The following is an 11,523-nucleotide window of genomic DNA, read 5'->3' as shown; positions in this document are numbered from 1 at the left end:
GAATGGGAAAGATGTGGTGAATTTAGAATTGATTGAAGAAAAATTAAAACCATATATCGATTATAACTTTATTGTGATTGCTTTTCCGAAAAAAGGATCTACAGAAGATGTAATTTCTTTGGTAATAGAAAGTCGATTTGCTGAACATGTTGATATTCCAAAAAGTGAATTAGAACCTTATGAAGTTCCGCAACAAACATTTTTTATAGGAGATTTCCCGAAAAGTAATGATAAAGCTGCTATACGTGCAGAGTTAATTAGATTGTTGAAAGAATCCAACAAAAATAATTAATTAAAAAAGGGATACGACATCGTCGTATCCCTTTTTTAATTTAAGCAATAAACAATTTTTAGTATTGAATATCAATTAAAGATTTTAACGGAATCAAAACTCCATTCTTAATTTGTAAAAATTTATCCGTAACAGACCAAACAGTCGTCTCAATTTTCTTAGGACCTTGATCTGTTTGAAATGTAATATATGCTTTCGATTTGAATTCGTTTCCTAATCTTACTGCACCATTCAATTTGTTTGCCTCTACCGTTACTTCGTCTTTTGGCGCGTCTAAAAATTTATAGTTTCTTACTTCTTCTTTTTCGATAAGTTCTGCTTTCATCATTTTTTTAAATTTTGGTTAATTTAATCTTCCATAACACATGTATGAAATTAATCATATTTTTCAATAAACCATAACTTTCGTCATATTTTTTTGAACTTAATTAGAATTATTCAAAATACAGACCAAAATCAATTTTATGAAATTAAAATTGGATTAGAATATTAATCTTTTCTTCAACATATTAATCTGAAATAATATTATAGAAATCACTAAATTTGCAGAATGTCAGACGAAAAGAAATTTAAATCCGGTTTTGTAAATATCATAGGAAATCCAAATGTTGGAAAATCTACTTTGATGAATATGTTGATGAAAGAGCGTTTGGTTATCGCAACACACAAAGCGCAAACTACACGTCATCGTATCAAAGGTATTTTAACAGGAGAAGATTATCAGATTGTATTTTCGGATACGCCTGGTGTTTTGGATCCTGCTTATGAACTGCAAACAAAAATGATGGATGCAGTAAATGAATCGTTGGTGGATGCTGATGTGATTCTTTATGTTGTAGAAATTGGAGAAAAACGATTGAAAAATGAACAAGTTTTCGAACGTCTGCAAAAAACATCTACACCAATTATTTTATTATTGAATAAAATTGATACAGCTACGCCAGATCGATTAAATGAAGCAGTAGAATATTGGCACGAATTATTACCAAAAGCAGAGATTTTACCTATTTCGGCAAAAGAAAACGTGAATGTAGATTTGTTGATTAATAAGATCAAAGCAATTATTCCAGAAGGTCCGCAATATTATCCAGAAGATCAATTAACAGACCGTTCGGAGCGTTTTATTGTAAATGAAGTAATTCGCGAAAAGATTTTATTAAACTATCAAAAAGAGATTCCATATTCTGTTGAGGTAGTAACAGAACGTTTCAAAGAAGATTTGAATTTAATTTCTATCGAAGCTGAAATTTTTGTTGAGCGTGACTCTCAGAAAGGAATTATTATTGGACATAAAGGAGAGTCTTTATCGAAAGTAGGAAAAGAAGCAAGAGAAGAGTTAGAGAAATTCTTTGATAAAAAAGTATTCTTGAAACTTTTCGTGAAAGTGCGAAAAGACTGGAGAAGCAAAGAGAATGATTTGCGTCGTTTTGGTTATTAAAAACGGTTAAAAAATAGATAAGTCTTGAGAAATCAAGACTTTTTTTGTGGCTTTACCTAAATTTTAGTTGTAAATTTATAGAACAATCTATTCTAGAATTTAATTATTATGGCTAAAATATTATTTCCAACCGATTTTTCGGAAACAGCGAACAATGCTTTTTTGTATGCGTTAAACCTTGCAAAAGTTCTCAAAACTAATATTAAGTTAGTCTCGGTACAATCAAATCTTAAAAATTATCTTGAAGTTACAGAAGAAAACTTCGAAAATTATATCAATAAACTTAAAAATATTGCAAAAGAAAATAATCTTGAACACGTTAAAATAGAGAGTTCTTTGGTTGTTGGCGATTTGTTGTTGATGATTTTGGATATTATCAACAAAGAAGATATACAATACGTGGTGATGGGAACGAATGGACAAAATAGTTTAGGCAAAAAGTTTTTTGGTTCTAACACGGTAAATGTCATTAACAATTCGCCTGCACCTGTGTTGGTTGTTCCAAATAATGTAAAATTTAAAGAAGAAAGAAATTTTGCTTACGCTACATTGTTCAATCAAAAAGAAGCAAAAGCTTTATCGCAAATGGAAGAAGTGACAAAACGTTACGATAAATTGTTGAACATTGTACATGTTGATGATAAATCGATTACTCCACAAATGTTAAGCGTGAAAAAAGAATGGGAAGAAGAATATCCTGAAGCGATGATTACAATTGAACCGAGTAAAGATGTAGAAGATGGTTTAATCAATTATTGTACAAAAAACAACATCGATGTTTTAGGTGTTGTTCACCGTGAATTATCGTCTTTCGAAAGATTATTTACAATCAATCATAGCCAACGATTATTATCGAGTGCAAATGTTGCATTATTGGTTTTTCAGGAAAGTAAATAAATCAAAAACACAAAAATTTGAGCGGAGAATTCTCCGCTTTTTTGATTGGCTAAATTTTTGCAACAAATTTTCAAAACACTTTTATGACGGAACTTCAGAAAATACAAAACCTCAAAAAACATAAAGCTATTGCGACAGGATTATTCATTTTGATGGCTTTTATTTACTTTTTGATGGTTTATCTAAGTCAACATTCACCTGTGAAATGGATCGGATATGTGGAAGCATTTGCCGAAGCAGCGATGGTTGGTGCGCTTGCCGATTGGTTTGCGGTTACAGCTTTGTTCAAATATCCGCTTGGACTTAAAATTCCGCATACAAATCTGATTGAAAATAGTAAAAATGCAATCGGAGATAATTTGGGACAGTTTGTAACTGAGAATTTTTTGACGCCATCTACAATTCGTCCATATATCGAGAAATTAGAAGTTGTAAAATACGCAGCAGATTGGTTGAATAAACCTACGAATCAAGAAATGTTGCAAGAAGAGTTGATTAATTTCTCCAAGAAAATTGTCAAAGACTTAGATGATAAAGATGTCGTTGATTTTATAACCTTGAAAGGTGATGAAATTTTAAAACAATTTGATTTACCTGAATTAGTATCATCAAGTTTAGAGTATATTTTAGAAAAGGAAAAACACGACGAAATTTTAGAAGCAATTATTCCAAAAGCAAAAGAATATATCTTAGAAAGTGATTTGATTATTAAAGATAAATTAAACGAAAAACATCCTGTGATTTCATTTTTTGCTGGTAAAAAAATATCGAAAGGAGTAGTAGAAGGCGTGGTGAGTTTTTTGGATGAGGTTGAAGAAGATAAAGAACATCCAGTTCGTCATAATATCGAACGAATTATCCGAGAAAACATTCAGAATATAAAAGAATCTCCCGATTGGAAATTTAGGTTAGAATCGCTTCGAGATGATTTTATCACAAAAGAACGATTGAATGATTATGCTTTGGATTTGTGGTTGGCGATTAAACAAAATCTGACCGAAAGTTTTGATGATGAAAATTCTGCAATGCAAGTTTACATTAAGAAAAACATTAAAAAGTTAACCGAAAATTTGAACGATAACCAAGAAATGATTGATAAGATTAATGGTTGGGTGCGTCATTTTATTTACCGTATGATTTTACGAAATGTCAAAGAAGTGGAAAGCTTGATTAGTAATACGGTTGATAAATGGGAAGGAAAAGAATTGAGCGAAAAGCTAGAATTGGAAGTTGGAAAAGATTTGCAATTTATTCGGATTAACGGGACGTTGGTTGGTGGACTTGTTGGTTTGGTTATTTACACGATTACGCAATTAGTATTTCATTAAAATATAAAAGCTCGAGAATTTCTCGAGCTTTTTCAATTAACAACTATAAATATTACTTAACTATGTTAAGTTTTTCATCTGCTTTCCAAATTCTATATTCTAATGTATAGCCTTTTGGTACGTAAACTACGATTGGTAATTTGCTATTGTAACGCGTCTGCAAAGATTGAGCGTGTACAATTTTTTCGACAGATTTATTGTCAAAACATCCCATTAAAGTTCCTGCTATATTTCCATCAGTTTCGAAATTAAAATAATCATAACCCCAACTATCAACAGTTTTTTGATCAAAACTTCCACTTAAGAAAAATTGATTACAAGAATCAACCTTTGTTTTTTTCCCAGCAAATATTTCAACTAAATAGTTTTCTTCATTGGCTTGTGGTTTTAAAGTGATAATTTTCTGTTCATATCCATCTTTTGCTTTTGGATACATTGAATAATCTATTTTCATATTTTTTTGTGCGAATGTTACCATAACCATTAATAATGCTAAAACGCTAAATACTTTTCTAAGTTTCATACTAATTTGATTTTATTTGTTTTTCTATTAGTAAGATGCGAAAGTTGGGTGAATGGTTGTGTGAGGGAATGTTAAATATTTGTGAAATAAAAAAAGAGGATTATTTAAGAAACCGTTTAGTTGATGATTATCTTGAAAATGAGCTTTGTTTGTTTGAACATGAAACAGATCATTTTACAGTTAATAAGGAAGTTTCTGAGGAGTACAGGGGTTTGGTAGATGATAAATTACATAATGATCCTATTGATATTCATATCATAGATAAAGCACAAAAAAATTCGTGGGGTAAAAACACCAAACCATATTTTGCAATTGAATGCAAAAGATTAACATCTTCATCAGTTACGGAATATGTTACAGACACAAAAAAATTTACTGAAAGGAATTATACAAAATCCTTCTTTAACTCATATAATGCTATTCGGAAAAATAAATCAAAAACTTTCTTCAAATTCGGATATTGAAACTATTAAACAGCTAGAAAATCTAATGATTAAAAATGGTTTTGATGCATCGTATTTATCAGAACACAAGAAAAAAGATCGTTCTTTATTTTCTATTTTTCATTTGTTTTTTGATTATTCCAAAATAATACAAAACTAGCAGTAACTACAGATTATTGAAGGAGTAATCTTAAAGAATTGTAAGTTTTCAATAAAACATGGACATCTAATACCTAAATTTGAATTGTGAAACAGAAACTTTTAGATTTGAAAAAGAACCCAAGCATCATGTATATTTAATGCTGAGACTTTCCAAATAAGAATTCTCTCACTAAAATTCATTCTTTTTCCAACCGCTTTTTTCCAATACACATTCAGTACACTTGCAAAAAAAACTGATTTTCCTGCTTCTTTTAATTCACACTATATTTTCGTATTTTCGTTTTATATATAACCTAAACTAAATATGACAAAATGCTACTATTCATTTAAAACTTCTAAACTCGGAAAATTTAAAAATTTATTTTCTGGAGTTTTCGGAATATTGAAAAAAAAGCAATTAAATGCCTGCGCATTTCTATTATTATTTAGTTTAGGTTTTGGGCAGTTCAATTATAAAAATTATTCTAATTTATTTAAAGATAACCCCAATGAAATCCTCAATCGTTGGCAAAAAGATTACAAAATAGAAAAAGATGCAAGCAATAGAGCCGATCTATTAATATTTGTTTCTGAAGTGTACAGAATACAGGGAGATTACAACAATATGATTGTTTTTATAGACAAGGCTGCAGAAGAAGCAGAAAATGTAGATGATAAGCTCTTACACGCAGACCTTAATTCGTATCGTGCTTATGCCTATTTTCTTATTGATGCACTTACAAAATCGGAGGAACTTACACTCAAACAGATTGAATTAGCCAAAGGTTTGAATAACGAAAAAGATCGTAATTTATTGATTTTAGATGCTTACAACCAATTGGGGAGCATAAAAAAGAAACAGAAAAAATATCCGGAAGCTATAGAAAATTATAAAAAAGGGTTATCCATTTTAAAAAGGATTGAAAATCTAGATACTTATAATTATGCTGATCGGTATGGTGGACTCAATAACAATATTTCTGCAACATTTACACAACAAGGAAACCTTGATTCGGCAAAATTTTATATAAAGAAAGTAGAAGCCATTCCCAATCTCCATAATGAAATACCTAGATTATATGGTATTTCCCAACTTGCATTAGGCGAATTGTCATATCAAAATAACAAATTGGAAGAAGCTCAAATGTATTTTCAGAACGCTTTACCTATTTTTGAGAAAGACAAATATTCAGACAAGTTATTAAAACTCTATCGTATATTAAATAATCTTTACACCAAACGAGGAGATCGAGAGAAAGCTTTGAAATATGAAAAACTGCAAATGCTGCAAACCCAGCAGTTGGACTATAACAAAGTGGAAGCGGTAGACGTAATTGTAAACAATCTGGAAAAAGACAGAGAAAAAGCAGAGAAAAAAGCAGAAACAAGAATTGCTGTCATTTGGTGTTTAATTGCTTTTTCTCTATCTGCTTTAGTTGGATTATACGTTTATCTAAAAAGAAAAAAAGAAAAACAGAAACTGCTTTACCAACAGATCATTTCCAAACTCGAATTACAATTAAATGAAAAAAATACCATTACCGATATTAATTTTCTGAAGGAAAATCTATACCAAAAATCCAATAAGCAACCCATTTATCAAAATGATGAAGCCCCAAAAACCAGTTTTATATCTGACACTACGGAGCAGGAACTCATCAAAAAACTTCAAAAATTTGAAAAGTCTGAGAAATTCACCAACAAAGAGCTCAGCATTTCCCTGTTGGCAATTCAATTAGGAACCAATACCAAATATCTTTCCGAGGTTATCAGTAAACACTATAATAAAAATTATAATACCTATATCAATGAGCTAAGGATTGACTATATCTGTAAAAAAATTGCTACTGACCCCAAGTTTCGTAAATACAAAATAACCTATTTGGCAGAAGTATGTGGGTTTTCTTCTTACAATACTTTTACTACAATATTTAAAAATACTACAGGGATGTCGCCCTCATCTTTCCTGAAAGAAGCCATTTTACAAGACTTAAAATGATAATACAGTGATGATTTTATTCTCATTTTTCTGATTAAAAACTTACACAAACACTCTCACAAAACAATAGCTAATTAACTATAAAACAACAATATAAATCATTTAAAACACCTTGGAAATTCAGAATTCCCAAGGTGTTTGTCTTTCATACAGGCATTTGCGTACCTACTTTAGCAGAGCAAAATTTAACCAACCTAAATTTATTTGCTCACGATTTTGAAAACACAAATACCTTAACCGGAAACCACAAAAGTTTTCTCCATTTTGGGGAAAGCTTTTTGTGTGTTTTCTTTGGGTAATTTCCAATTCCGTTTCAGCACAAATTTACGTTTCAGGAAATACTACGTTAAGTATAAGTGAAAACACCTATATCTATACGGAAAAAGAAATTGTAGGAAATCATAATGCAGTAACCGTTTACAAAGAGAACAGCATTATACTCGTTGCAAATTCAACTCCATCTCCTAAAGAAAAACCTGTACACCACAAGCAAAACGTTTTAGATGTAGATAGTACACATAAACATGTAACAAAAAACGAAAAAGCAAAAACAGGAAAACCCGCTTACAAAATCACAAGCCAACCCATTTCCGAAAAATTCTCCTCTACAGGAGCTGAAAGCACTTTGGCAGTTGTTATCTATCAATACAAAGAATTGGGGATTACAGCACAAACTTTTTTTATAGAAAAAAATATATACAATACAGAAAAACCTGATTTCGACAACACTATTCATTACGAAAACAACCATTTCAGCACAACTCACAAAACCCGACCACCACCCTTGTCATGCTGAGCTTGTCGAAACATCTCACTGTCATTCAGAGCATAACGAAACGAGGAATCTCAATGTCATGCTGACAAAGGAAGCGTCTCACTGTCATTCAGAGTGTAACGAAGCGAAGAATCTGAGATTCCTCCTTTGTCGGAATGACAAGAGTGTCATTTAGAGCGTCGCAACGCAAAGCGAGGAATCTCAATGTCATGCTGACGAAGGAAGCATCTCACTGTCATTCAGAGTGTAGCGAAATGAAGAATTTGAGATTCCTCCTTTGTCGGAATGACACACAAGTAATCCAATCCAAAACATTTAAACAAAACAATTATTAAACAACTTTAAACAATAAAAAAATGAAAAAACATATAATTCTTTTAGGAGCATTAACCATCAGCTCCCTTGCCTACTCACAAGTCGGTATCAATACAGAAACACCAAAAGCCACACTTGATGTGGTTGCTTCGCCCGATATGCCCGAGCGCATCGACGGCTTCATCGCACCACGATTAGAAGGTAACGAACTTTCTGCTAAAGATGCACTCTACACCGCAGACCAATTAGGTGCGATTGTGTATGCAAAATCTGCAGCCTCTCCAACTACTGCTAAAACCGTTAACGTAACCCAAGCCGGCTACTACTATTTTGACGGTACCGTTTGGGTGAAAGTTGGAAAAGAAGATGGTATAGAACCTTGGTATGTAGAAAATACGACCACAAAAGCCAATGACAACAATCAGAACATTTACCAAAACGGAAACGTAGGTGTGGGAGATTTTACGGGATCTGCAACACAGGCAAATTTACATGTCAAAGGTAATGTTCTCGGTGTTTGGAATATGGGAGATTATTACAGTACCATTGCCACAGCTGACCAAACACTCGGAATCAATCACATATCAATGACAGAAGGTGGACAATTACCCATAACATTAGGTGGGACAGCTACTAAATTTTCAACATTTAACCAATGGCTGGGCTCTACATATATACAGGAAGGAGATGGAGACGACATCACAAATATTCAATTGCAGCCAAACCAAATGGAACTTCGTTCACAAGACGGGTCAAGTGTGAGCCGGATTAGAAACAGTCATGTAGGTGGGGGTATAGCTTTTTTATTTGATGATACATTAACAGGAATAAGTAGTGGCTATAAATTTCCGACAAAGCAAGGTATGGCAGGACAAGTCTTGACTACAGACGGAGCATCATCCGATACAGCACAGCTGTATTGGTCAACTCCGGTTTCTGGAGGTAGTACAGAACCTTGGTACAATGCTGCTAATAACCAACCCGCTACAGAAAATACACAGGATATTTATCAAATGGGACGTGTAGGAATCGGTGCTAAAAATCCGATAACTGCTTTACATATTATAAATGATGATAAAGGAGGAAACGACGACGATATCTATATACAATCCTATAACAATGGAACTTACGCAAGTGCACCTAGTCTATATCTCCAAAGAGGTAGAGGTACAGTTGCTACCCCAGCTGCTACACAAAATGGAGATTTTCTTTCCCAAATAGGTTTTAGAGGAATGAAAGCAGATGGCAGTATTCTTGAAGGTTCTTACATTCGGTCAATTTATAGAGGTGATGGAACAAACGCGGCTGCTGATTTGACATTTGGAACTTGTGATCCTAATGCTACGACATGTGCAAACAGAATGCTTATTGATCAGAACGGTGATGTGCTTATAGCCAGTAGAATTCCTAATGACTTAACAACAAAACCTATCACAAAATTAGATGTAAGAGGTTCCATTCGTGGAGGTATTCCAAGTGCATTAGAAGTTGATGGCACGTCTCCAGTTGGTGCTAATTCTATTGCTGTAGGGACTAATAATATTGTACAAGGTCCCAATTCTGCCGTATTTGGTAGTTCAAATAAAGTGAACAGCTCAACAGGTAGTATTAGCAACGACAATTTGATTTATGGTTCGACAAACATCATTGAAAAAACCGCATTTTCTATTGTTGGCGGATATAATAATCAAGTTAATGCTTCTTCAGGATGGGCTGTAGGTGGACAGGGAAATATAATTAGTGGTGGAGGAACAGGTACTGTTTTTGGACAATCAAACACTACTAATGCAAGCCATGTCTTTATGGCAGGTTTTGGAAATAAAATCGATGGCACTACAACCAGCGTAAGTTCAGTGGCATTAGGTATCAATAATACGATAAATAGCGGTGGAAGATATAGTGTCATAGCCGGTAGTACCAATACTTCAAATGGTGAATCAGCTGCTGTCTTTGGTACATTAAATACCAATGCTGCAAATTTCTCCCTAATAGTAGGAAAAGAAAATACAACTACAGCTACATCCATAGGAGCTTTTGCCACAGGTACCCTCAACGATATTGCAAGTACAAGAGGTGGTGTAGCGTTTGGTTATGATAATAACATTACCACTGGTTATGACCATTTTGTAAGTGGTGCGCAAAATAATGTATCTGGTTATTCTTATAATGCGGTAATTGGATACCGCAATGATATGTCAGGAAATATGGCACAAGCTTTTGGTAGCTTCAATAACGTATCGGGAGACTTCTCATTTGCCGCAGGTAGAAACAATACGGCTTCGCACAGGGATGCCATGGCGATTGGTAATGGTGCTACTAGCACTAAAGAACAGCAATTGGTATTAAGTTTTGCAGGCGGTATCAAAGTGCAAGGCGGTGTACCAGAATATGCAGATAATGCAGCTGCAATTGCAGGAGGATTAGAAGCAGGAACCATCTACCGTACTGGAGATATTATGAAGATTGTACACTAATAGAAAACACAAATGATTCCGCAGCAGCTACGCTGTTGCGGTTTTTTTATATAAAAAAATGAATTTCAAAAACATCCATATCGGACAAATGATTGAAAAAAGAGTTACAGAAAGCGGAATAGAACTATCCCGTATATGTAATTTCCTGAAATGCACTGAAGCAGAAATACAGGAAATGTATCAAGCAAAAAGCTTGGACTCAGAGACTTTATTGAGATGGAGTAAAATTTTAGAATACGATTTTTTCCGTCTTTACTCCCAACACCTTATTTTGTATTCACCACCTTCAAGAGAACCAAGTAAAAAACTACAAGCAAATAAAAAAACAATATTACCTCAATTTCGCAAAAACATTTATACCAAAGAAGTCATAGACTTTATTTTGGAACAGATTTCATCAGGAGAAATGACAAAAATTCAAGTAATAGAACAATACAATATACCCAAAACAACGCTATACAAATGGATCAAAAAATACACATAACAATACCCAACTACAAACGTATTTATTCAGATATTCTTACAAAGAAATATCCTGAGAAAAAAGAGGTATGTAGCCAAATAATCAAGAAAGAAAATTTATCAGTATTAGATATCATTTCACTCAATGAAAAAATATTCGGTACAAATCCATCTCACAACCAAAAGCTTCGTTCTTACTTCAAATCCGATATCATTAAAATATTGGATTATCAGAAAAAACATAATTTAAATAATAGTCAATTGGCAAGCCATTTTAATTTGAGTAGGAATACGGTTGCCAAATGGAAGAAAAAATTTCTAGTGTGACTTCATTATGCATTCTTCGTGTTCATCATAAGCCTTTTTCCACTTATAAAACGTGCCCTCTTCTCTAATTTGGTTTACGATGAAGTGGAGATTCACACAATTAATATAA

Annotated in this window: 12 protein-coding genes; 10 read left to right on the top strand and 2 right to left on the bottom strand. The window is 33.0% G+C overall.

All coding sequences use genetic code 11. From position 1 onward, the window contains the following. A partial coding sequence (locus tag N5E64_RS14870; protein WP_280038177.1) for a hypothetical protein occupies positions 1-292 on the top strand: 292 nt, incomplete at its 5' end. A 58-nt stretch (positions 293-350) separates the two neighbouring features. Here N5E64_RS14870 and N5E64_RS14865 read toward each other — a convergent pair. Then, on the bottom strand, positions 351-620 hold the full coding sequence (locus N5E64_RS14865) for a hypothetical protein (RefSeq protein WP_038334819.1): 270 nt from the start codon (positions 618-620) through the stop codon (positions 351-353). Between the two features lie 222 nt (positions 621-842). Between N5E64_RS14865 and era the strand changes: the two genes are divergently transcribed. The 3 genes from era (at position 843) to N5E64_RS14850 (ending at position 3,955) form a co-directional block, all read left to right on the top strand. Then, entirely contained in the window at positions 843-1,730 is an 888-nt protein-coding gene (gene era / locus N5E64_RS14860; RefSeq protein ID WP_038334822.1) for a GTPase Era, read from the top strand. 108 nt (positions 1,731-1,838) lie between these two features. Further along, positions 1,839-2,627 (top strand): universal stress protein, encoded by a 789-nt coding sequence (locus N5E64_RS14855; protein ID WP_125350660.1) that lies wholly within the window; start codon positions 1,839-1,841, stop codon positions 2,625-2,627. 83 nt (positions 2,628-2,710) lie between these two features. Continuing rightward, positions 2,711-3,955: a DUF445 domain-containing protein gene (locus N5E64_RS14850; RefSeq protein WP_280038174.1), complete on the top strand. Its 1,245-nt coding sequence runs from the start codon at positions 2,711-2,713 to the stop codon at positions 3,953-3,955. A 52-nt stretch (positions 3,956-4,007) separates the two neighbouring features. Here the strand turns inward: N5E64_RS14850 and N5E64_RS14845 are convergent, their stop codons facing one another. Continuing rightward, positions 4,008-4,478, bottom strand: a complete 471-nt coding sequence (locus N5E64_RS14845; RefSeq protein ID WP_221854429.1) for an ecotin family protein — start codon at positions 4,476-4,478, stop codon at positions 4,008-4,010. Positions 4,479-4,522: 44 nt separating this feature from the next. Here N5E64_RS14845 and N5E64_RS14840 point away from each other — a divergent pair, with 44 nt between their 5' ends. From N5E64_RS14840 to N5E64_RS14815, 6 genes are all read left to right on the top strand, one after another. Beyond that, positions 4,523-4,942, top strand: coding sequence for a hypothetical protein (locus N5E64_RS14840; protein WP_280038173.1), 420 nt, complete (start codon positions 4,523-4,525; stop codon positions 4,940-4,942). Positions 4,943-5,387: 445 nt separating this feature from the next. After that, positions 5,388-7,061 carry a helix-turn-helix domain-containing protein gene (locus N5E64_RS14835; RefSeq protein ID WP_280038172.1) on the top strand — a complete coding sequence of 558 codons (1,674 nt, stop codon included), beginning with the start codon at positions 5,388-5,390 and terminating at the stop codon, positions 7,059-7,061. Between the two features lie 280 nt (positions 7,062-7,341). Further along, complete coding sequence (locus N5E64_RS14830) at positions 7,342-7,857, top strand: hypothetical protein (RefSeq protein WP_280038171.1); 516 nt, start codon at positions 7,342-7,344, stop codon at positions 7,855-7,857. 335 nt (positions 7,858-8,192) lie between these two features. Next, positions 8,193-10,625: a hypothetical protein gene (locus N5E64_RS14825; protein ID WP_125349899.1), complete on the top strand. Its 2,433-nt coding sequence runs from the start codon at positions 8,193-8,195 to the stop codon at positions 10,623-10,625. Between the two features lie 58 nt (positions 10,626-10,683). Further along, a complete protein-coding gene (locus N5E64_RS14820; protein ID WP_125349900.1) occupies positions 10,684-11,109 on the top strand; it encodes a transposase in 426 nt (141 codons plus the stop codon). Continuing rightward, the gene (locus N5E64_RS14815) at positions 11,088-11,414 is read left to right on the top strand and encodes a helix-turn-helix domain-containing protein (protein WP_125349901.1); all 327 of its coding nucleotides are present in this window, start codon (positions 11,088-11,090) and stop codon (positions 11,412-11,414) included. Before N5E64_RS14820 ends, N5E64_RS14815 begins: the two co-directional genes overlap by 22 nt. Positions 11,415-11,523 lie beyond the last annotated feature (109 nt).

It is taken from the genome of Empedobacter sp. GD03739, from assembly GCF_029843245.1.
Lineage (GTDB): Bacteria > Bacteroidota > Bacteroidia > Flavobacteriales > Weeksellaceae > Empedobacter > Empedobacter falsenii_B.
Note: the sequence above shows the minus strand (reverse complement) of the source record. Positions and strands in the feature narration are given on the sequence as shown.

Bases quoted from the DNA above. Each gene is read 5' to 3' on its own strand.
- N5E64_RS14845 (WP_221854429.1), bottom strand. From the start codon at position 4,478: ATGAAACTTAGAAAAGTATTTAGCGTTTTAGCATTATTAATGGTTATG.
- N5E64_RS14815 (WP_125349901.1), top strand. From the start codon at position 11,088: ATGGATCAAAAAATACACATAACAATACCCAACTACAAACGTATTTAT.
- N5E64_RS14825 (WP_125349899.1), top strand. From the start codon at position 8,193: ATGAAAAAACATATAATTCTTTTAGGAGCATTAACCATCAGCTCCCTT.
- N5E64_RS14850 (WP_280038174.1), top strand. From the start codon at position 2,711: ATGACGGAACTTCAGAAAATACAAAACCTCAAAAAACATAAAGCTATT.
- N5E64_RS14855 (WP_125350660.1), top strand. From the start codon at position 1,839: ATGGCTAAAATATTATTTCCAACCGATTTTTCGGAAACAGCGAACAAT.
- N5E64_RS14835 (WP_280038172.1), top strand. From the start codon at position 5,388: ATGACAAAATGCTACTATTCATTTAAAACTTCTAAACTCGGAAAATTT.
- era (WP_038334822.1), top strand. From the start codon at position 843: ATGTCAGACGAAAAGAAATTTAAATCCGGTTTTGTAAATATCATAGGA.
- N5E64_RS14865 (WP_038334819.1), bottom strand. From the start codon at position 620: ATGATGAAAGCAGAACTTATCGAAAAAGAAGAAGTAAGAAACTATAAA.
- N5E64_RS14820 (WP_125349900.1), top strand. From the start codon at position 10,684: ATGAATTTCAAAAACATCCATATCGGACAAATGATTGAAAAAAGAGTT.